The sequence below is a fragment of the Subtercola endophyticus genome (assembly GCF_021044565.1).
Classification (GTDB): Bacteria; Actinomycetota; Actinomycetes; order Actinomycetales; family Microbacteriaceae; genus Subtercola; species Subtercola endophyticus.
The window spans coordinates 1,685,047-1,705,487 of record NZ_CP087997.1 but is presented as its reverse complement, the minus strand read 5'-3'; the positions used below and the strand labels follow the sequence as shown (position 1 = coordinate 1,705,487).

21 protein-coding genes, 1 tRNA gene and 1 pseudogene are annotated in these 20,441 nt (G+C 64.0%); 8 read left to right on the top strand and 15 right to left on the bottom strand.

Going from position 1 to position 20,441, the window contains the following annotated elements; translation table 11 throughout:
* Nucleotides 1-7: 7 nt before the first annotated feature.
* Nucleotides 8-574, top strand: a complete 567-nt coding sequence (locus tag LQ955_RS08045; RefSeq protein ID WP_231027648.1) for an MOSC domain-containing protein — start codon at nt 8-10, stop codon at nt 572-574.
* Nucleotides 575-828: 254 nt separating this feature from the next.
* On the opposite strand, the gene LQ955_RS08040 is transcribed toward LQ955_RS08045, so the two are convergent.
* Nucleotides 829-2,214 carry a DUF2252 domain-containing protein gene (locus LQ955_RS08040; RefSeq protein ID WP_231027647.1) on the bottom strand — a complete coding sequence of 462 codons (1,386 nt, stop codon included), beginning with the start codon at nt 2,212-2,214 and terminating at the stop codon, nt 829-831.
* A 151-nt stretch (nt 2,215-2,365) separates the two neighbouring features.
* On the opposite strand from LQ955_RS08040, the gene LQ955_RS08035 reads away from it, so the two are divergent.
* A tRNA-Pro gene (locus LQ955_RS08035) sits at nt 2,366-2,439 on the top strand.
* Nucleotides 2,440-2,615: 176 nt separating this feature from the next.
* Here LQ955_RS08035 and LQ955_RS08030 read toward each other — a convergent pair.
* Nucleotides 2,616-3,080, bottom strand: a complete 465-nt coding sequence (locus tag LQ955_RS08030; protein ID WP_231027646.1) for a DUF1801 domain-containing protein — start codon at nt 3,078-3,080, stop codon at nt 2,616-2,618.
* On the opposite strand from LQ955_RS08030, the pseudogene LQ955_RS08025 reads away from it, so the two are divergent.
* A pseudogene (locus LQ955_RS08025) lies at nt 3,068-3,460 on the top strand (helix-turn-helix transcriptional regulator); the annotation flags it as partial. The gene LQ955_RS08030 and the pseudogene LQ955_RS08025 sit on opposite strands and share 13 nt — an antisense overlap.
* 37 nt (nt 3,461-3,497) lie before the next feature.
* The gene (locus tag LQ955_RS08020) at nt 3,498-3,689 is read left to right on the top strand and encodes a hypothetical protein (RefSeq protein WP_231028253.1); all 192 of its coding nucleotides are present in this window, start codon (nt 3,498-3,500) and stop codon (nt 3,687-3,689) included.
* On the opposite strand, the gene yicI is transcribed toward LQ955_RS08020, so the two are convergent.
* The 9 genes from yicI to LQ955_RS07975 all read right to left on the bottom strand — a co-directional run bounded on the left by yicI (nt 3,636) and on the right by LQ955_RS07975 (nt 15,477).
* Nucleotides 3,636-5,933 (bottom strand): alpha-xylosidase, encoded by a 2,298-nt coding sequence (yicI, locus tag LQ955_RS08015; RefSeq protein WP_231027645.1) that lies wholly within the window; start codon nt 5,931-5,933, stop codon nt 3,636-3,638. The two genes, LQ955_RS08020 and yicI, sit on opposite strands and share 54 nt — an antisense overlap.
* Entirely contained in the window at nt 5,920-7,950 is a 2,031-nt protein-coding gene (locus tag LQ955_RS08010) for a beta-galactosidase (protein ID WP_231027644.1), read from the bottom strand. The genes yicI and LQ955_RS08010 overlap by 14 nt, the downstream gene beginning before the upstream one ends.
* A gap of 5 nt (nt 7,951-7,955) precedes the next feature.
* Complete coding sequence (locus LQ955_RS08005; protein WP_231027643.1) at nt 7,956-8,912, bottom strand: carbohydrate ABC transporter permease; 957 nt, start codon at nt 8,910-8,912, stop codon at nt 7,956-7,958.
* Nucleotides 8,909-9,877 carry a carbohydrate ABC transporter permease gene (locus tag LQ955_RS08000; protein WP_231027642.1) on the bottom strand — a complete coding sequence of 323 codons (969 nt, stop codon included), beginning with the start codon at nt 9,875-9,877 and terminating at the stop codon, nt 8,909-8,911. The genes LQ955_RS08005 and LQ955_RS08000 overlap by 4 nt, the downstream gene beginning before the upstream one ends.
* 156 nt (nt 9,878-10,033) lie before the next feature.
* Entirely contained in the window at nt 10,034-11,380 is a 1,347-nt protein-coding gene (locus LQ955_RS07995; protein ID WP_231027641.1) for an extracellular solute-binding protein, read from the bottom strand.
* A 318-nt stretch (nt 11,381-11,698) separates the two neighbouring features.
* Entirely contained in the window at nt 11,699-12,733 is a 1,035-nt protein-coding gene (locus tag LQ955_RS07990; protein ID WP_231027640.1) for a LacI family DNA-binding transcriptional regulator, read from the bottom strand.
* 174 nt (nt 12,734-12,907) lie between these two features.
* Nucleotides 12,908-13,177, bottom strand: coding sequence for a 30S ribosomal protein S15 (gene rpsO, locus LQ955_RS07985; protein ID WP_231027639.1), 270 nt, complete (start codon nt 13,175-13,177; stop codon nt 12,908-12,910).
* Nucleotides 13,161-14,489, bottom strand: coding sequence for a serine hydrolase domain-containing protein (locus tag LQ955_RS07980; RefSeq protein ID WP_231027638.1), 1,329 nt, complete (start codon nt 14,487-14,489; stop codon nt 13,161-13,163). The genes rpsO and LQ955_RS07980 overlap by 17 nt, the downstream gene beginning before the upstream one ends.
* Before the next feature lie 370 nt (nt 14,490-14,859).
* A complete protein-coding gene (locus tag LQ955_RS07975; RefSeq protein ID WP_231027637.1) occupies nt 14,860-15,477 on the bottom strand; it encodes a GyrI-like domain-containing protein in 618 nt (205 codons plus the stop codon).
* On the opposite strand from LQ955_RS07975, the gene LQ955_RS07970 reads away from it, so the two are divergent.
* The gene (locus LQ955_RS07970) at nt 15,448-15,675 is read left to right on the top strand and encodes a hypothetical protein (RefSeq protein WP_231027636.1); all 228 of its coding nucleotides are present in this window, start codon (nt 15,448-15,450) and stop codon (nt 15,673-15,675) included. The two genes, LQ955_RS07975 and LQ955_RS07970, sit on opposite strands and share 30 nt — an antisense overlap.
* 74 nt (nt 15,676-15,749) lie before the next feature.
* Here the strand turns inward: LQ955_RS07970 and LQ955_RS07965 are convergent, their stop codons facing one another.
* Entirely contained in the window at nt 15,750-16,592 is an 843-nt protein-coding gene (locus tag LQ955_RS07965) for an SDR family NAD(P)-dependent oxidoreductase (RefSeq protein ID WP_231027635.1), read from the bottom strand.
* Between the two features lie 81 nt (nt 16,593-16,673).
* Between LQ955_RS07965 and LQ955_RS07960 the strand changes: the two genes are divergently transcribed.
* Both LQ955_RS07960 and LQ955_RS07955 read left to right on the top strand, forming a co-directional pair.
* Nucleotides 16,674-17,264 carry a hypothetical protein gene (locus tag LQ955_RS07960; RefSeq protein WP_231027634.1) on the top strand — a complete coding sequence of 197 codons (591 nt, stop codon included), beginning with the start codon at nt 16,674-16,676 and terminating at the stop codon, nt 17,262-17,264.
* A 176-nt stretch (nt 17,265-17,440) separates the two neighbouring features.
* Nucleotides 17,441-17,770: a pyrophosphohydrolase domain-containing protein gene (locus LQ955_RS07955; RefSeq protein ID WP_231027633.1), complete on the top strand. Its 330-nt coding sequence runs from the start codon at nt 17,441-17,443 to the stop codon at nt 17,768-17,770.
* Between the two features lie 440 nt (nt 17,771-18,210).
* Here the strand turns inward: LQ955_RS07955 and LQ955_RS20185 are convergent, their stop codons facing one another.
* Both LQ955_RS20185 and LQ955_RS07950 read right to left on the bottom strand, forming a co-directional pair.
* Nucleotides 18,211-18,519, bottom strand: a complete 309-nt coding sequence (locus LQ955_RS20185; RefSeq protein ID WP_390623475.1) for an SdpI family protein — start codon at nt 18,517-18,519, stop codon at nt 18,211-18,213.
* Nucleotides 18,520-18,734: 215 nt separating this feature from the next.
* Entirely contained in the window at nt 18,735-19,037 is a 303-nt protein-coding gene (locus tag LQ955_RS07950; RefSeq protein WP_231027632.1) for a DUF2207 domain-containing protein, read from the bottom strand.
* 145 nt (nt 19,038-19,182) lie between these two features.
* Here LQ955_RS07950 and LQ955_RS07945 point away from each other — a divergent pair, with 145 nt between their 5' ends.
* Nucleotides 19,183-19,776, top strand: coding sequence for a GNAT family N-acetyltransferase (locus LQ955_RS07945; RefSeq protein WP_231027631.1), 594 nt, complete (start codon nt 19,183-19,185; stop codon nt 19,774-19,776).
* Here the strand turns inward: LQ955_RS07945 and LQ955_RS20180 are convergent.
* Nucleotides 19,722-19,841, bottom strand: coding sequence for a DUF4190 domain-containing protein (locus tag LQ955_RS20180; protein ID WP_390623474.1), 120 nt, complete (start codon nt 19,839-19,841; stop codon nt 19,722-19,724). The genes LQ955_RS07945 and LQ955_RS20180 overlap by 55 nt on opposite strands.
* Nucleotides 19,842-20,441 lie beyond the last annotated feature (600 nt).

The following is a 20,441-nucleotide window of genomic DNA, read 5'->3' as shown; positions in this document are numbered from 1 at the left end:
CTCCGATATGGCCGAACTGCTTGCCGCGTGCGTAGTGCATGCGCTACTGCCCGACCCCGGCGCTGAGGGCGTCACCGCCATCGACAAACGCCCGGTGTTGGGCCCCGTCAAGGTGCGAAAGCTCGGACTCTACGCCGACGTGCAGGCCAGCCGTAAACACCACGGCGGCCCAGAGCAGGCACTCTACGTTTACGCCGAAGAAGACGCCGAGTACTGGCAAGACGAACTCGGCCGCGAACTGCCAGCCGGCTGGTTCGGCGAGAATCTCCGCGTGAGCGGGCTCGACATCAGCGGCGCGCGCGTGGGGGAGCGCTGGCAGATCGGCCCCTCCGTACTCGTCGAAGTGACCTCGCCCCGAACCCCGTGCGCCACGTTCGCGCGCTGGGTGGGCGGGGCGGATGCCCGGGGCTGGGTCAAACGCTTCGCCGAAGCCCGGCGCACCGGCCTGTACCTGCGCGTGGTGAAGCAGGGCAGCATCGTCGCGGGTGACGAGATCACGATCATCCACTCGCCCGCCGACGCCCCCACTATCACCGACGTCTTCGTGGGCACCCGCGCCTCCATCGACGCCTGACGCCTGACGCCTGACGCCTGCGCCACTGTCGGCGCCGGACGCCTCTGTCGGCGCCGGACGCCACTGTCGGCGCCGGACGCCACTGTCGGCGCCGGACGCCTCCCATTCGACGCCTCCACCCTCCCGCTGGCCCGCGCCGCCCCCGGCTCCATCGATTTTGCGCAGAAGCACCTGGAATCGCCGTCTTGAGTGCTTCTGCGCAAACCCGATGCCGCGGGAGGGGAGGGGAGGGGAGGGCAGGCGGGGCAGGCGGGTTAGGACTGGGCGGCCTCGAAGGCGTGGAAGTCGTCGAGCGATTGGGTGGCGTAGGCGAGCGACCAGTCGACGACAGCCTGGTCGAACACGTCTGAGGTGCCGAGGTAGCCGGCGATCACGGCCGCGCCTTCGCTCTGGGCGTGAGCACGGGCGAGCAGGGTTCCGCAGGCGGCCGAATACGTGATGAAGGGCGAGAGTTTCAGGGTCGACACGTCGATCGATCCTTTCATGTCGCGAAACTGGCGCACGTAGAAGTCGCGTCCGTCGTACTTGAGGTACCCCAAGAACGAGTCCGAGACGGCCTGCAGAATGTGCTGGTTGGCGACGACGCGGCGGCCCTGCAGAGCATCCACCGCCGCGTTGTACGGGTCGGCCCGCGGCTGCGAGTTCGGCCCCGGATGCTCTCCGCCGAACGATTGCAGCACCGAGACCTGCGCCTCTTTCACCTGCAGCACGAGCGCCTCGCCCTGCGGCCCGGTGAGGATGAGGATGTAACACCGCGTTCCCACGCTGCCCACGCCGACAACTCGCATGGCAATATCCGTGAGCGTGAACTGGCTCAGCAGCTTCACAATGTCAGACGGAACCGTTCGTTTGTATTGCTCGAACAGCTCGAGCACGAGCTCTTCGGTCGCGTCGGGCACGTGAGTGAGCACGGGCGGATCTTCGCGGATGAGCAGCCGGCCATCTTCACCCCGTTCGGAGATCTTCTCGACGAACGCCTGCGACGTGCGTCGCCGCGCCTGCTGAGTCGCCTTGTCGAGCACTTTCTGTGCCGCCGAGTCGAGCCCGGAGTCGGGTGTCTCGGTGTCGATGCGAAAATAGTACCGCTCGAGCACGCTGAGCTTCATCATGTCGTTCAGGCCCTCGCGGTAGGCCTTGGCGGCGGCCCGGGCGGCGAGCCGCACGTTCTCGTCCGTGAAGTTGCTCTGGCGCGCGCCGATCACCACGCTGGCGACGAGGCGCTTGACGTCCCACTCCCACGGAGCCACCGCGGCCTCGTCGAAGTCGTTCAGGTCGAACACCAGTGTGCGCTGCGGGCTCGCGAACAGTCCGAAGTTGCTTACGTGCGCGTCACCGCAGCTCACCACGCGGATTCCCGTATTCGCCTCTCGGCCGAGATCCGCCGCCATGATGCCCGCGGTACCGCGGTAGAACGCGAAGGGGCTGCTGAGCATCCGCTCGTTTCGAAGCGGAATGAGCTCTTGCACGCGGCTCTCGGCCTGCAGGCTCAGGATGCCCAGGGGGTCTCTCTCGGCAGACGGAACGAAGTTCGCGTGCTCGCGCCGTGGCAGGTGCCGGCGCAACTCTTTGCCGCGGGCGAACGCCTCGACTTGCGAGACGCGGCCTTCGCGGTCGTCGAGGTTCCACTGGGAGATCGTCATGGGCGCGGTTCCTTCGGTTGGTGCGGAGCGGCAGGTTCGGTCGGTCGGTCGATGGTGCGGTGGGTCGGCCGGTGGTGCGGCGGCCGTGGCTGTAACGGTACCGGTTTCGCGGCTCGGCCGAAGTTGGGCTAATATAGACAAGTTGTCTCCACGGGCTGTGGCGCAGCTTGGTAGCGCACTTGACTGGGGGTCAAGGGGTCGCAGGTTCAAATCCTGTCAGCCCGACAACGGAAAATGGGACCGCCTAGGCGGTCCCATTTTCGTTGCGTCAGGCACGTCAGCGGGCCCCGGTGCCGAGCGGCTCTTCAACTTCTGCGCTCACCGGGGTTGTGCACCGGTCTGCGACACGGGCACGAGAGCAGAGCGTTGCCCGTTCTCGACGGTTGAGGCTTCAGTCTGCCTCAGCGCACAGCGGCCCTCACCAGTCTGGCGATGAGTTCTGCGCTGTCGTTCGTGATGTGCTTCAGGGCGTACGAGGTCGGCCACCACCCGGAGTCGTCGTCGAGCGACGCTGAGACGCTGAAACCCAGGGTGGAGTAGCGCGCCTTGTCGTCGATACCGCTGCGGAAGAACACGATGACTTTTCCGTCTTTGGCCCATCCTGGCTGACCGTAATAGAGCTTGGGCGTCAGCTCGGGAGCCGCCTTGGTGACGATTGCATGCAGGCGCTCCGCCATCTCACGATCGGGCTCCTGCATGCCAGCAATTTTTGCCATGACTGCCTCTTCGGCGGCGGCAGCTTTCTCGGCGCCACTAGAGCGGCGAGCCTCGGCCTTCAGCTCTGCTGCGCGTTGTTTCATCGCAGCACGCTCCTCGGCCGAGAATCCTGCCGCTGTCGAGCCGGCTTGCTTCTTTGCTTCAGTCATCGTCTCGCCTCTCATCGATCCTCGTGAATTCAACCTATGCGTCACCCCTCAACGTCGAGGCCCTCGCACGAGGCGTGAGCATGTCGAGCGGGCACCTCAGCCGATCGTTCAAGCTCGCATACGGCGAATCACCGTACCGCTACCTGATGACACGGCGGATCGAGCGCGCCATGACTCTACTGCGCCGAGTCGACCTCAGCGTTACCGACATCTGCTTCTGTGTCGGTTTCACGTCGGTGGGAACGTTCAGCACCCGATTCAGCGAGTTCGTCGGCGCTCCGCCCAGCGTTTACCGTCGCGAAGCGGGTGACGCAACGGCCGGCATGCCCGCCTGTGTTGCAATGCAGATCACCCGACCGATCAGAAATCGAGAAGCGCGGGAGTCCCAGCGCCTCCATCGTTCTGCAGCCGCCAACAGTGGATCCCGGTATCAGCGAAGCGGAGCGCACGGCGATCACCGAGATCATGGCGAAGGGCACCTACGCGGGCATCCTGCTGGCCACGGATGATCTCACCGGCGCGTTCGAACGGATCGAAGCCGGTGACCGCTCCGGTTCAGCGTGGGGCTGGGTCGACCTGCACCTGCCGCACGGTGAAGGGCAACGGTGACGTCGAAACCACGTCGACCGTGCCGGCGTGTCTCGTGACGGTGAACGACGCACTCTCACCTGTCGGCTCGGTGACCGTGACGACCCGGTCGTCGCCGCCGGGGTAGACCTCGAGAGTCAGCCCCTCGAGGTACGGGTAGTCCGGACGGTCGTTGCGGGCACCTCGGGGCAGCACGGCGCCTTCTCGCACGTAGAGCGGCAGCGAGAGAAAGTCGTGCTTCTCCCGTCGCCAGCCTCCACCGGTGATCGTCTCGCCGGTGAGCAGGCCTGTCCAGGTGCCGGAGGGCAGGTAGAAGTCGACCCAGCCCTCCGCGTTGAACACCGGTGCAACCAGAATGTCGGCGCCCAGCATGTACTGGCGGTCGAGGTATGCGGTGCCGGGGTCATCAGGGAATTCGAGCTGCATGGGCCGCATGACGGGGGTGCCTGTACGGGTGGCTTCGCGGCCGACCTCGAACAGGTAGGGCATCAGCGAGAGTTTCAGCGTGGTGAACCGCCGGGTGACCTCGACGGCCTCCTCATCGAACGCCCACGGCACCCGGTACGAGTTCGACCCGTGGAACCGGCTGTGGCTGCCCAGAAGGCCGAAGGCCGTCCAGCGTTTGAAAACGCCCGCGTCGGGGGTTCCCTCGAATCCGCCGATGTCGTGGCTCCACAAGCCGAACCCGCTGAGAGCAAGCGAGAGCCCTCCGCGCAGCGTCTCGGCCATCGACTCGTAGGTCGAGGTGGAATCACCACCCCAGTGCACCGGCAGGCGCTGGCCTCCCACGGTGGCAGAACGGGCGAACAGCACCGCGTCACCCTCACCCCGGGCATCCTGAAGCACATCGAAGACGGCCTGGTTGTAGAGCTGGGTGTACCAGTTGTGCATGCGCTCAGGGCTGGAGCCGTCGAAGTAGTCGACTTCGAGAGGAATGCGTTCGCCGAAGTCGGTCTTGAAGGCGTCGACACCCTGGTCGAGCAACGCACGGAGCTTCGACTGATACCACGCTGTCGCAGCAGGATTAGTGAAGTCGACCAGGGCCATGCCGGCCTGCCACAGATCCCACTGCCAGACACTGCCGTCTGGCCGCTTCACGAAGTATCCGTTCTGCTTGCCTTCGGCGAAGAGCGCCGAGCGCTGGCCGATGTACGGGTTGATCCACACGCAGACCCGGAGGTCTTTGTCGTGCAGCCGAGAGAGCATTCCTTCGGGGTCGGGAAACACCCGGGCATCCCATTCGAAGTCGCACCAGTTGAACTCGCGCATCCAGAAGCAGTCGAAGTGGAAGACGCTGAGCGGCAGGTCGCGCTCGGCCATCGCATCGATGAAGCTCGTGACGGTCTGCTCGTCGTAGTCGGTGGTGAAGCTGGTCGAGAGCCAGAGACCGTACGACCACGCCGGCACTGCTGCAGGCCGGCCGGTGAGCGCCGTGTATCGCTCGAGTATCTCTTTGGGAGTCGGCCCGAGAATCACAAAGTACTCGATGCTCTCGCCCTCGACCGAGAACTGCACCCGCTCGACCGCTTCTGACCCGACTTCGAATGAAACGTGCCCGGTGTCGTTCACCAACACGCCGTAGCCGCGGTTAGTGAGGTAGAACGGCACGTTCTTGTAGGCCTGCTCACTCGAGGTGCCGCCGTCGGCGTTCCACACATCGACGACCTGGCCGTTCTTGACCAGCGGACCGAAGCGTTCGCCCAACCCGTAGACGAGCTCGCCGACGCCGAGCGAGAGCTGCTCGTGCATGAAAGCAGTGCCGCCTGGCCCGGCAGAACCGGCGCGCGCGTTGCCCGCGGGGCCACGATCGACTGTCGCATCGGTGGCAAGCGAGACGTGGCCCACCGACTTACTGCCGCTCGAAGCGAGCACACGGCCGTCTGTTTCGAACGTCAGGTTCCACGGGGCGCCGGCGGTAACGCGTGCGGTCAGGCCACCGCTGGTGAGGGTGGCCGATTCCGGATGCCCGGCGGCACCGTGCAGCGCGGCCGAACCGTGCCCCGCCTCAGCGCCGACCAGATCGAAGCCGGCGTGGCGAGTTCCCCCTGCGTGGTGCGTGAGTCGCACCCCGATGATGCCGGGCAGGGGCGAATGGATCTCGGCTGTGATGACCGCCCTGTTGAGGGTGTCACCGCGCTGCCGGATGATCGCGGTCGGTGCCGTGACGACGAGACCGTTCTGCGTGGCTTCGATGTCGTAGGCCTCCTGCGCGTAGAGGGCGGTCACCCCCGGTCGCAGCTGCCAGAAACCATCAGTGAACTTCACTCTCGACCTTTCGATCTCGTGCGGGGGAGGGGTGGGTGGTCTGCGCCTGCGGGGCCAGGTCGACGACGGCGACGCCGTGGGGCTGCAGGGTGAATCCGGCGTGGGTTCTGCCCGTCAGCAGGTCGGTTCCGCTGATTGTCGTGACGGCCGGGCTCGAGCGGTGGTTGATCAAGAAGAGGGCGTCTCCCCGCCGAACCGCCTCGAGACCGGCGCCGGCGAATTCTGGGCGCACCCCGACGCTCGCCAGCACGGTGTCGACAATCGCCGCGACCGCGGCTGGTTCCGGCTGCGTTGCGACGTACCATGCTGCACCGTGCCCGAAGGAGTTCTTCGTCACGGCCGGTAGACCGTCGAGGTCGCCGCCGGAGAACTTGGCGAGCGTCTCGGCTGTCACGGCGGTCACGAACTCCGACCAGATCGTGCCCGTGAAGTCGCCGAACCGGTCACCAGACACGTGCACCTCCGAGTGCGGCGTGTTGTCGAGCGGGAGAGGCGCGAATTCCTCGATCCGCACGCCGACGACCTCGCGCAGGGCGCCCAGGTACCCGCCGAGGTGCGCGTGGTCGTTCTCGTCGGCGATGCCGGAGAAGTACGTGAGCACCAGGGTTCCGCCGCCGTCGACATACGAGGCGAGCCTGCTGCCGATCTCGTCTGGCAGCAGGTACAGCTGCGGGGCGAAGACGACCTCGTAGGCTGAAAGGTCGGCTGAGGGATGCACGAAGTCGACGGGTACGTTCAGCTCGTACAGCGCCTTGTACCAGGTCTCGAGCGTCGCGAGGTAGTCGAGAGTCTGCGGCATCGCCCCCGCTTCGATCGCCCACCAGCTCTCCCAATCGAGCACGAGTGCGACACGGGCGGGAACAGCCGCACCCTGCACCGAGCTCAGCGCGGCGAGCTGTGAGCCGAGCTCGACGACGCTCCGCCAGATTCGGGTATCGGTACCCGAGTGCGGAACCATCGAGGAGTGGAACTTCTCGGCGCCTGATGTCGACTGACGCCACTGGAAGAAGTTGATGCCGTCGGCCCCCCGAGCCACCGCTTGCAAGGAGAGCGCCTGCATCTCTCCGGTCGCCTTGCGTCCGTTGGTCGGGCGCCATTGCACGTGGCTGGTGGCCTGTTCCATCAGAAGCCAAGGCTTTCCGCCACCCAGCGAACGCATGAGATCGCGCGAGAATGCGGCCTTCATGGGGGAGTCGGGGTCGAGCGGATCGGCGTAGTTGTCGTCAGAGATCACGTCGAGGTGCGGAGCCCACGACCAGTAGTCGACGGGCTTGAACGCACCGATGAAGTTGGTGGTGACGGGAATGTCGGGTGAGTACTCGCGCACGATCGCCTTCTCGAGCAGAAAGCACTCGAGCAGGGCATTCGAGCTGAAGCGGTGAAAGTCGAGCAACTGGGTGGGGTTGCGGAAGTTCGGTGCGATTCGAGGAGGCAGAATCTCCTCGAAGGACGAATAGCGCTGCGACCAGAAGATGGTGCCCCACGCAGCATTGAGGGCCTCGATGCTGCCGTAGCGGTTGCTGAGCCAGACCCGAAAGGCCACAGCGGCGTTGTCGGAGTAGTCGAGGTTGGTGTGGCATCCGTACTCGTTGTTGATGTGCCACATGTCGAGTGCCGGGTGCGACCCGTAGCGCTCCGCCATGCGGCGCACCAGGCGCGCGGCATGTTCGCGGTAGGCCGGCGAGGTCGGTGAGTACTGCTGGCGCGAACCGGGCCAGCGCGTGATGCCGAGCTCGTCTTCGGGCAGCATTTCGGGGTGAGCTGTGGTGAGCCACGGCGGTGGCGAGGCCGTGGCCGTGGCCAAATCGACCCGGATGCCCGCCGAATGCAACAGGTCGAGAACGCGGTCGAGCCAACCGAACTCGAATACCCCGTCAGCGGGTTCGAGAAGAGCCCAGGAGAAGACACCCACCGTGACGAAGTTCACGCCGGCTTCTTTCATCAAGCGGATGTCATCGGCCCAGACCTCCTCCGCCCACTGCTCGGGATTGTAATCGCCGCCGTATCTCAGGCCCACGCCGCTCAACCCTTCACCCCACCGGCGCTGAGACCGGACTGCCAGTACTTCTGAAGAAAAAGGAAGGCCACGATCAGCGGGAGCGTCGAAACCAGTGACCCGGAGATGACGGCGGAGAACAGCGCCTCGCCGCCATTGCCTCGAGAAGCGGCCGACTGCCATTGGGCGAGCCCGACGGTCAGGGGCAGCAGGTCTCTGCTGTTGAGCATGATCAAGGGCAAGAAGTAGTTGTTCCAGGTGGCGACAAGCGAGAACAGCAGTACGGTGACCATCCCGGGTGCGAGAACGCGCAGGCAGAGCTGCCAGAAGATACGGAACTCTCCCGCGCCGTCGATGCGGCCGGCTTCGAGCAGGCTTGTGTCGACTGCTCCCTGGGCATAGACCATCATCAGATACATGCCGAACGGGTTCACGATGGAGGGGAGAATGACGGCAAGAGGATTGTCGGTCAGCCCGACCCCGCTGAAGAGCAGGTAGGTCGGAATGGCCAGGGCCGTCGTCGGGATCATGATCGCACCGAGGATCACGCTGAACAGCAACTTGCCACCGGGGAACGAGTACTTGGCAAAGGCGTACCCGGCGAGGGTGGCAAGCAGGGTCGCCCCGACCGCACTCACCGAGGCATACACGATCGTGTTGAGCATCCAGCGCACGAAGATGCCGTTTTCGCGGGTGAAGACGTTGGCGATGTTCGAGAAGAAGGCGAAGTCCCGATCGAAAGAGAACCCGAACGAACGGAACAATCCACTGTTGGTCTTCGTCGAGGCGATGAGGAGCCAGGCGATCGGCAGGAGGAAGTAGGCGACGGCCGCGAGCATCACGATGGTGATGAACGTGCTCTTGCGGGGCGCGTTGTCGGGGCCGCTCTTCGCGCGCGACCGACGGGACTTCTTTGGCGGCTTCTCGGCGTAGCTCCGCGGTGTTGGCGCCTCAGTGGGGGCGGGTGACAGGGTGACACTCATCGGCTGCGCTCCTTGCGCTGGGTGCTGAGTTGAACGACGTAGGAGATGACCATGATCAGGAAGCCCAGCAGGAACGAAACCGCGGCGGCGTAGTTCAGTTCGTTGCGACTGAACGCCAGCGTGTAGGCGTAGAGATTGGGTGTGTAAGCGCCATCGATCACCGTCGGTGCGATCGTCTTGAGCAGTTGGGGCTCTGTGAACAATTGGAATGAGCCGATGATCGAGAAGATGACGGTGAGCATCAGGGCGGGCCGCACGGCGGGGATCTTGATGCTCCACGCGACTCGGATCGCTCCGGCGCCGTCCATCGTCGCTGCTTCATACAGCTCTTCGGGAACGGCTCTCAGGGCCGCGAAGATGATGATCATGTTGTAGCCCACGAACGACCAGGTCGTGATGTTGCCGATCGAGGCGAGCATCCATTGACTCGACAGAAACTGTGGGGCGGGCAAGCCGAAGAACTGCGCGATCTGGGCGAATGGCCCGAAGTCCTGGCCGTAGAGGTACCCCCACATGAGCGCGGCGATGACGCCGGGGATCGCGTACGGCAGAAAGATGCCGAGGCGCACAAAGCCGGCGAAACGCAGCCGGCCGCTGTCGAGAACGAGGGCGAAGATCAGCGCCAGCGCCAGCATGATCGGCACCTGCACCACGAGAAAGAGCCCCACGCGGCCGAGGCCGGCGAGAAATTCGGGGTCTTGCAGGGCGCGTGAATAGTTGTCGAGGCCGACGAAGGAGAGCCCGCCGATCAGCTGCTCGCGGAACACGCTGAGGTAGCCCGAATAGACCAGGGGCACCACCAGCATGAGCACGAAAAACACGAAGAAAGGCAGGATGAAAAGGTATGCTGCGCGGTTCTGCTGTCGCCTGGTGCGACTGGCTCGCCTGCGCACGGGGCCTACGCGAAGGGCCGGTTCGGGCCCGGCAGTGGGGGCCGGCACCTGGCGAGGGGCGGTGGTGGTCATCTGCGGCTTTCGTTGCGAGGGAGTTCTGAATGCGCGAGCAGGGTTCCGGATGCTGCACTTCTGACTCTCGATGAAGGAGAGTGCAGCATCCGGTGCCCTGGGTCGCTCGGGGAGGTTGGCGTGACTCGTCGTGTGTGAGTCACGTTCAGCCGCGGGTTACTTGACGGTGAAACCCTGGCTGGTGGCGTAGTCGACGACCTGCTTCTGCCACTCGGTGAGGGCGTCAGTGAGGCTGGTCTTGTCGGTGAGCGCCTTGCCGAAGGTGGCGTTGTAGCTGTCGAACACCGGGTCCATGAAGGGCAGCCACTGGAAGTCGGGGTTCACCGTCGGCGAGATCTGCGAGAACAGTTCGTTGATCTTCTGGCCGCCGAAGAACTCGACGGGCTGGTCGGTGAACGCCGGGTTCGCCAGGGTCGCCTTCGCGGCCGGGAAGAGGAACTGCTTCGTGCCCATGGTGAGGGTCGACTCGGGGTCGCTGTTGAGGAACTCGGCGAAGACCGCTGACGGGATCGGGTTGGCCGTGGTGGAGATCACGGCATTCGCCGAACCGCCGACGCTGCCCGACTTGTTCTCGCCTGCCGCCCACTGGGGAAGGGTTGATGCCGTCCACTTGCCTGCGGTGTCTGCTGCGGTTCCCTGAAGGAAGAGCGGGCCCCACGCCGCGGAGACCCAGGAGGCGTACCGGCCGCTGGCCAGACCCTGGTACCACTGGTCAGTGAAGTCGGGGTCGGTCGAGACGGTACCGGCCTGCACGAGTTTCTGCCAGTATTCGGCGACCTTTACCATCTCGGGGCTGTCGAGGTTGATCGAGACCGTCTTGTCTCCGTCGTAGGAGAAGGGCTGAGCGCCGGCCTGCCAGAACAGTCCCATCGTGGCGCTCGCGTTGCTCGGCGAGATGTTGGCGATGTACTGCGACGGGTTGGCCGCGTGGATGATCGCGGCATCGGTTGCGAATTCGTCCCACGTTGTCGGCGCCTTGATGTTGGAGGCGGCGAAGATGTCGTTACGGTACAGCAAGCCGAGGGGGCCGGTGTCTTGGGGGATGCCGTAGATGCCCTTGTCGGTGGCCACCTGGTTCCAGGCGAACGTCGCGAACTTGTCTTTCACGTCGGCGGCGCCGTAGGGGGTCAGGTCGTCGAGAGAGCCCTGAAGGATGAATGAGGGCATGTGGTGGTACTCGATCTGAGCGACGTCGGGTGCTCCGTTGCCGGCCTTGATCGCGCTACGCAGCTTCGTGTAGTAGTCGGTTCCAGAACCGGAGTCGACGAGGTTGACCGTGATGGCCGGGTACTTCTTCTCGAAGAGGTCGACCTCGTCCTGGAGCTTGTTCGACGTCCAGAAGGTGATCGTCGTGGGTGTCGTCATTGCCTTGTCGATGTCCGCCTGAGAGGTCGTTGCAGCGGGTGCTGAACTCGCAGAGCCGGCGCATCCCGAGAGAAGCAACCCGAGCGCTACCGCGCTCGCGGCCAGCGCCATCGCTGATCGTCGTGCAGATCGTGCCATGAAATCGTGTCCTTTGCCAGATTCGCACGCGCGATACGTGGATCGCGCCGTGCCGGAGGGGGAGTGGTGCTGTGGTGGAGTGGTGCGCAGAGTAGGTGGCTTGCGTGACGGTTGGTGACTCGTGATCCGCGAGGACCTCATCGTCTGTACCCTGCCAGCGGCAAACTGTTACCGGTAACAGTTTGTCGCTGGAGCCAACATAAACGACCAGCCACCACAAAGCAAGCTCACCGCCCGAACTGTCAAACAGATCGCTCACGAAGAGAGGCGGGGCGCTCACGTTTCAGGCAGGTCGAGCACACGTGACACGGCCAGCACTCAGTTTCGCGAGGCCGACGGCCGGGGTGCCGTCGACCGGCGCACGGTGAGGGAAACCCGTGGCTGCTCAGGCAGAGCGGGCTCCGGCTCGTTCTTGATCATCGCGACAAGGCGCTCCACAGCGACACGCCCTTGTTCGGCGAAGTTCAGGCGAACGGTGGTGAGCGGCGGAATCGTGAACTCCGACTCCGGCACGTCGTCGAAAGAGACCACACTGATGTCTTCAGGCACCCGCAGGCCCCGCTCTGAAAGCGCGAGCAGAACACCCATCGCCATCTGGTCGTTAGCGACGAAGATGGCCGTGATGCCCGCATCGAACGGAATCGACCGCACCGCAGCGTACCCCGATGCTGACGTCCAATCACCCGCGAAGGGCTCGAAGAACGGCATGTCGTGTTCGAGCATGTATGCCCGGTATGCCGTGCTTCTGTTGGCCGCCGAGATCCAGTCGAGCGGGCCTGAAATATGGAAGATGCGGCGATGCCCGAGGCCACGAAGATGCTCGAGTGCCAGAACGGTGCCGACCGAGTTGAGTGTCTCTGTTTCTGCGGTTCCGTCAAAAACGGGCTCGGAGTCGATGTAGACCGGGATTCGATACTCCACAGCCTGCAGCGCATCGAGCAGTCGCTGGGTCGGTGCCAGTGCCAGAATGCCTGCGAGGTGCTGTTGGTCGAGCAAGTCGATCGCGTGGGCGATCGCGGCATCGTCTCTCGGATCCAAGGCGACGATGTCGAGAAGGAAGCCGGCCGATCGCGCCTGGTCTGCTGCGCCCTGGGCGATCTGGCTCGGACCGAGCTCCTGAAGCTCGTACACGAGGGCGCCGATGCGATACGAGACGTTGGTGGCCAGGGCGCGTGCGGCAGGATTCAGGCGGTAGCCGAGTTCGGTGATCGCCGCCTCCACTTGGGTGCGGGTGTTCTCCCGAAGCGTCTCGCCGTTGAGGAACCGCGAAACACTCTGATGAGAGACGCCGGCCACACGCGCCACGTCGTAGATCGTCGGAGCACGTTGGCCGTGCGATTTCGGCAGTGCCACCTGGTGTCTCCTCATTTCGCGAGCTGGTACCCCTCTCGCTGTGTTTCCCTGAAGCCAGAGTATCCTTCACGCGACCAGCGGTGGATCGGCCGAGCTCGTCAGCTGTAGAGCGAGAGCTTTTCTGAAACACCGTCACCGCTACAGACCCAGGCCACGCGCTCTCGGGTTACCGCGCTACCGGCGGAGGCCGAGTCGCTCCACCAAGGTGCGATAGCGCTCGATGTCGATGCCAGCCAGATAGGCGAGCATGCGGCGTCGCTGTCCGTTCAGGATCAGTAGTCCGCGGCGGGAGTGGTGGTCCAACTCATGCTCGTTGAGGTGCTTGTTGATTTCCTTGATCCGATGGGTCAGGAGCGCAACCTGTACTTCGGGCGAGCCGGTGTCGCCAGGGTGCGTTGCGTATTCTTCGATGATTGCTTTCTTGGTTTCAGCGTCGAGTGCCACGACGGCCCTCCTTCGATGTCGGCGCGATCGGGCGGGTGAGTCGTGCGTTTATCGGCTCGACCGAGATCATGCGGTTCGTCATCACGGCCGTCGCTGTTCCCGTGTCCGTTTGAACGATGAGCGATGCTGCGCCGCCGGGCCCGGCCCCCGGATGCCCGTAGATGTGCTTTGACGGGTTGATGAGCCAGCCCAGTCCGATCACCGCGCCGATGGATGTCGGTTCGATCTGCGGTCGTATCGCTTCGGCGGCGAGTTCATCAGGCAGAATCGTCGACCAGCCGAGTCCGAAACGCACCAGGTCGGAGGCGGTCGTCCAGAGGCCGCCGGCGGCCGGCATGGTGGAGAGTTCTGGTTCGGCTGGGTCGAACGTTCCGTCGTCGTTCAGTTGGTAGCCGCTGGCTGCGCGGGCTCTCGGCCAGAGCGTGGGGAAGTCGGAGCTGAGCATGCTCAGCGGCTCGAGCACCAAGTGGGAGGCCGACTTCGAGTACTCGATACCCGTTGTGTCGGCGATGAGCTGGCCCAAGACTGCGTATCCGGCGTTGCTGGGAGCGAAGGTGCGTTCGCCGGTGCAGGCCACGATCGGCCCCAGAATTGTGGCCTGATCGGGAACTCGCTCCGCGAAGTGGATGCTCGGGCTTGAGACGCCGGCTGTGTGTGTGAGCAACGCGCGTACTGTCGCGCCGTCGTCGGAGAGCGTGACCTGATGAAGGTAGTCGTTCGCCGGGCGATCGAGATCGACAAGACCCTGGGCGACGAGCCGCAGCACCGCCGTCGCGGTGATGAGCTTGCTGATGCCGTGGGCGGCGAAACGATGATCGGTGCGCACGATCTCTGGTCGGTCGAGGTTTGCCCACCCGAGCGCTGCCGCCCAGGAGCCGTTGCTCGCCCGAGTGCCGCCGGCGAGCGAGAGTCCGACTAGACCCAGCTCAGTGAACGACTCGGCCGCGATCTCGACCTCATCGGCAGGAACATCACCGAAGACGTGTGTCGGGGGCGCAGAGGTGCGCCGGTCGCTGACGGCGGGAGCCGCGGGGTATATCCGGAGTGCCGTGAGCAGATGTGGTGGATCGGGTTGGGCCGCTGCCTCGATCCGCAGGTCGAATATCTCGGCCCTGAGCCGATCGTCGTGCGCTTCGGCGACAACGAGGTCGTGCTGGAATCGGGGTGCGACACTACGCAAGGTGTCGATGAGCGTCTGCGGCGGAACCAGAGTTAGGTAGTGCTCGTCGAAATGCCTTTGCAACTCGTCGGCCGTCGGGGGCAGCCAATCCGGGCTCGCCGCATGCCGAAAGCGGTCCGTGACCCACTTCACCTGGGACAGAGCAGGGCCGGGATCGCTTGCGGCTGCCTCGATGGAGGCCTTCAGAACCGCCCAACTCGGTCGTCCATGCTCGCGCGCAATCGCTAACTGAGCCTCATTGAGAGTCCCGAACTCTCCCGCCGCAAGACGGCGTTTAGCCTCGATCTTCAGATACCGAACGTTGGGGCGAGCGGGAAAAATACGTAGCTGGTCAGACAAGACAGTCGTTTCCTTAGTGCCCGCGGATTCGCGACATCGGGCTGGAAAGACTGGTCATCGATAGAAATGCACCAAACCGGTGAGCTTCAAGCTCTACCCGCGAATCCAGGGGCAACCGGTAACTGCCGAGACCATAGTACACCCCCGCGCGGGTACCTTCACGTCATGCGGGCCGCACAGGCTGTCGCAAGACGGTCTTGAGCTTTTCGGCCGGCGTTCGTCGCGGGTCGCTGAGGTAGATCTCATGATGATCACCGTTGGCAGCTAGCCCGTGTTCCGGCAGGTACTCCAGGCGCAGACGCCTGAGTAAGACAGTTTCGTTGTCGTATGGTCCCACGTGCAGTATCTGCACCGACTGGCCCTCGTGAAGGCTCAAGCGGCGGATGAGTCGGGCATGGGGGAGTCCCTTACCCGTGGTCACCCCGCCGATCGCGTCAGCGATCATCGCGTCGGTGATCCATTCGGGCTGGCTGATCATCATGGTCCACCGCCAGGAGCCCTTATCGCCGCTCTCGAAGTCCTCGAGCGTGTCAGCACGCCAGAGCCCTTCCAGCGGGGCGACAACGAAGTCGCGCCCGAGAGACTTCTTGCTCTGGAACTTCAGCGCATACCCGACTGCGTAGAGCGCCTCCACTGCACGCGCATAGTCCGGAGCCACGTTGGGGTCGCCTTGTCCGTCGAGCGCGATGTACTGCGTGGCCGGAACCTCGACCACGACGAAGTCTCTCTCCGTGGGCTCGTACAGATTTCGGTGCGACTTCTTGATGTCGAACTTCTCCATGGCAGCTCCTCCATTCACGACAATAACGAACAGCTCGCCTTCACGCGACCAGCGGTGGCCGGCGCGGTTCTTGTGGTGCTGACTGTCATCGAGTTGATCGTTTGGGGAGCCGATGACTGGTTCAGATTTGTGAAGCTTGCCATCGGCGCGATGTTCATCGCCGGCGGCTTTGTCTGGCGCCGGCGATCACGCGCTTAGCCTCGATTCGCTGGTGTGTTTTGGGGAGCTGCGCCGTTCTGACGTGGTCTGATTTTGCTGGATGACGGCGGCGGCTAGCGCTCACCTGCGGCGAAGGCGGCCACGGCTTGCGCTCCTGCGGGCCCGAAGGGGCTCTGCGTGACGGCGGTGGCTCCTCCGTCGACGGGCAAGACGACGCCGGTGATGAACGACGACGAGTCGCTGGCCAGGAAGACTGCCGCCTCCGCGATGTCCTCCGGCTGGCCGACCCGACCGATGGGCTGGGTGACGTCGAGGTGCTTGGCGAGCACCTTCAGAAACTCGGGCGACTGCTCCTGGGGAATCCCGAACGCACTGGCCATGGCCGGAGTCATGATGAGGCCCGGCGCAATCGCATTAGACCGGATTCCGAGCGCGGAGAGCTCGATGACGGACTCGCGGATGATCCCCACGACGGCGTGCTTGGCGATCGTGTAGCCGCCCGCGGACCATCCCGCCTGGAGGCTGGCGGCGCTGGCCGTGGTGACGATCGCGCCGCCGGTGCCCTGCTTCTGGAACTGCTTCGCGGCGTACTTGTGCCCTAAGAGCACGGAGCGGGCGATCAGGGCGAGGGTCCGGTCGAAACCGGCGGCGGTCATGTCGATCATGAGGGAGGTGTCTCCGGGCGCAGCCGCATTGTTGTAGAACACGTCGAGCTTGCCGTATGTCTCGACAGCCGCGGTGACGAGGCCCTCGATGTCAGACTCACTGGTGACGTCGGCGTGCACGAACTTCACCTCGCCGTTGTACTCGGCCTCGAGGGCGGCCCCGAGGTCGTCGGAGATGTCTCCGACGACCACTTTGGCGCCCTCGGCGACGAACAGCTTGACGGATGCCAGACCGATACCGCTCGTTCCGCCAGTGATGACGGCTACCTTGCCGATGAGTTTGTCTGTCATTCTTTCGTCCTTTTCTAGAGCGTTGGTCTTGCGACCATCCTACGCGCTATAGGACAAATGTCACATTGCTATGCTTGGCCCGTGGATCCGCGCGAAAAGACAACCTACGCGACCCTGCGGCGAGTGATTTTCGAGATGGCGTCCGAGCAGCCGGTTGCTTCGATCAAGTACGTCGATGTCGCAGTCAGGGCCAAGGTTTCGCGCAACACGCTGTACCGATGGTCACGGGGGCCTGTTGAACTCCTCGCGCGGATGCTCGACGATGATCTCGACCGGATCGTGCAAAAGAACACGCATCTTCCTGCGAGCAGCGGCGACCAGACCACCGTTTTCGACCAGCCGACGAGAGAGTTGCTCGGATACGTGGCGTCGAGGGCGACTATCTATCGCAACGCGATGAACCCGCGTCTCGACTCGCGCTTGAGAGACGGGCTGATCTCTCAGATGGAGACGTTTCTGTGCGACCGGCTCACGCTGCATCCGGAGATCGCCCCGCATGCGCAGAATGAACCTCCGAGTGAGTTCGCCCTCGCCGTGTTCGTCAGCTACGCCGCCAGTGGCGCCGCGGGTGCCATCGAGACCTGGCTCAGCCGCGGAGATCCGTACGATATCGGTGCAGCGGCGGAGGCGATCTTCGCCTCTGCCGCCCCGTGGTGGCTCGGCCGAGGTTAGCGTGGCGTTCGGTGACCGACCCGCATGCGTTGAGCGCGTCGATCCACCGCTGGAAAGCGTCAAGATGGGCGGCATGCGAGGCAACGAGGTCAACCCTCGACGAACCAGTGAACGTCCGCACAGTGATCAGCCTCCGGACGTCACTGCGCGTCCGAGGTTGTCGTTATCGTCAGAGCATGAATCTTGAAGAGGCTTCAGAGGCCGTCGAATCGGTATCTCAGGTCTATGCTGCCAAGTTCGGTATCGACCGCACCGACGTGTGGTTCCTGCTCAAGCTGCAAGAAGAACTCGGAGAGTTGACGCAGGCGTTCGTGAACCTCAAAGGTATGGGCAAAGATCGCGGACAGTCGGATGCCGACAAGCGAACCGCATTCGCTGACGAGTGCGCCGACGTGGTCGCACACGTGCTCTTGCTGGCACGCAACGAGGGTGTGAATCTAGAAGCTGCGATCGAGGAGAAGTGGCTCAGATGGGCCGATCCCTCGACTGTCATGTCGGCCCCGTAGCCGCCCCGACCTTTCGCGTTGCTCGGTGTGCTGTCAGGCGGTCAAATCGCGCTCGTAGAACACGAGCGAATCACGACCATTCGGGTCGGGCTGACCGAAGAACCCGAATCCGCCGACAGCCCGATGATCGGAAGTGCGCTTTATCACGTATACGGTGAAGAAAGGATCTGGGTTTCGCAGGGCGGCGAGCGATCGCAGCGGGTCGAGTTCGTCGGCAAACGGATACTCGGGGTGCTAGTTGTCGCCAGAACGCTCGTCTCGTGCAACGATCCGCAGAGCAGGCTCCGGCGAGATCGGTTCAAGGACGACGCGTGCGCTCCGAAGCCTCATCAGATAATCCTCGCAGACCAAGAGGCCAGGGTGATCCATGCGATGGCACCTGGAACCCATGGGCGACGCTGCCACGAAGTCCGTGACGTGTGTTCGGCCGTCGACCTGGGCTATCGCGTGAACCGGCTGGCGGCTTGATGTGCGCGGATTACAGCCCAAGCCGGAGTGCCAAGGAGCACGGCTGTCACCGCTCCGGTGCCAACGGAGGCGAACGCCGGCACAGTTACAGTGATGCTCGCTGTGCAGATCACGACGATGCCACCAACGAGTGCGGGCACACGGGCCGCCCGGTGTCCGGCCTCCCAGGCGCTCTCGCTCGCCTGAGTGGACGGGATACGAATACCTATCCCACGATTTGCAGGGACGGCACCAGCAGCACAGGGGAAGGCAACAGCGCCGCATGGCTCGTCACCTGACAGTCATCGCTCACGCTGACACGGCGTTCAATGTGCGAGAGTGCCGAGCCAGATCCATGCCGCCGATACAAATGCCGCCGGCGCTGCCACTAAGGCTCCGAGAAGCAGGTACTGTGCTCGCAGTGGTTCTCGGCGAACGTGCGGGAGCACGAGAGTCCTGTTCTGGCCGTCGCTGTTGTCGTCGTTCGAAGCGACGCGTACGAGCGGCTGGTAGTTGCTCATGAGCGACCCGCCAAGGCCAGGATCACGAGGAGCACTGTGCCGCCGACGAGGATGATAGCCGCGAGAACGCGCACGAGCACCGAACCGCTGAACTTCTGCCACGAGGTCGTCAGCTCCGGGCGGTCGAACTGCCCTTTCTTCGCTTGCTGCCTCCTCGAAGGCATCTGGTGTTTCGGTCCGTCGTTGCTTATTGCCATCGTGATCCCCTTCTGTGGGGGAAGACGTCGTTCGAAGCGGATCGTGACGCGGGTCTTCGCGCCGATTTGCGACAGATGTTGCGCCAGCTGCTTGTGCTGCACGAGTTAAGCGTCACGAAACCGCCGTTTGGTCGTCTTCGACCGGGCCAGAATGCTCGGATTGCTGAATCACCTGGATAGCCTTAATACGAAGCTCGTCTCCGTCAATCCTGCTGAGACGTGATCACCTGAAAGAAAGCAGTCCCGTATGCAGCCGATCGAGCTGAGCACAGAACGATTGTTGCTCGACCAGCCGACGACACGCGACGTGCGTACGATCACCGAAGCGTGTCAAGACCCGATCTTCGAGAGGTTCATGACATTGCCTTGGCCCTACCAAACCGAACATGCCGCCTACTTCGTCGCGACCGTCGCTCCTGAGGGATGGGACTCCGGCCGGGAGGCAACCTGGGCGTTACGCCCTCGATCTGCACCCTCTGAGCTGCTGGGCATGATCAGCGTTCGAGCAGATACCAACGACATCGGGTACTGGCTAGTTCCCTCGCATCGCGGTCGCGGCTACATGACCGAAGCGGTCGAGGGTGTGGTCGGGTGGGCAATGGAAACCCGGTTCTGCGGCAGCGGGCCGATTCGGTGGTCGTGTACCCCAGGAAACGTCGCATCTGCGGGTGTGGCGAGGAAGGCCGGGTTGAGATACACGGGCGTCGGCCCCAGTCCGATCGCGATGCGAGATGGCACGTACCCGGATTCCTGGCTGGGGGAGCATGTTGGGTTACGCGATCCCGATCAGTGGCCGAGGGAGACGTTCACTGCCAGCAGGCTGGCGAAGACGCCGGCGTAGCCGAGAATCGTTCCGGCCAGGGCAAGTGCTCGGCCACGTTGGCCGGTCCGCCTGATTTGGTGCAGGGCGATGTGGCCGCGTACCGGAAACCGATCAGAAGCTCTCCCGCTGCTGCGGCGTCGCAGGCCGTTCTTGCCGTGCGTGTTCGAGGCGCGGTGCGCGGGAGGACGGTCTGACGTGTGATGCCGGGCATCCGGTAAGCCTGCCTATTCTTCGTGCCCTGGTTCAGGTGACCAGATTCCAGCGCCGCAAGACGGTACATCCCTGCTGCGCTCCTTTCGGCGCCAACTCTGGCAGTCGCGTCACGAAAAGCACGCCGCCGCGTCTCCGTGGTGAGGGGTTCCCTCGGGGCGGAACCAGCATGTGCTGGTGCCCCGGGGAATCAGAAGCGGGCACAGCCGTGCCTGTTCCTTCCCACAGGATTGGATTTTCCGTGAACGAGAACACCAACAACTCGCCGCTGACGAACGCAGAAGTTCCGAAGCGGGCTCTGACCAGGCGGCAACTGACCAAGGCTGCGGCCTGGTCAGTGCCCGTTGTCGCACTCGCGGTGGCCGCACCTGCAGCGTCTGCTTCGACCCCATCGGTGCCTGTCGCGTACACGATCGCGTTCAGTGCCGGGAGCAAGACTATCGGCCACGTCGGATCGACGCCGATCACAGCGA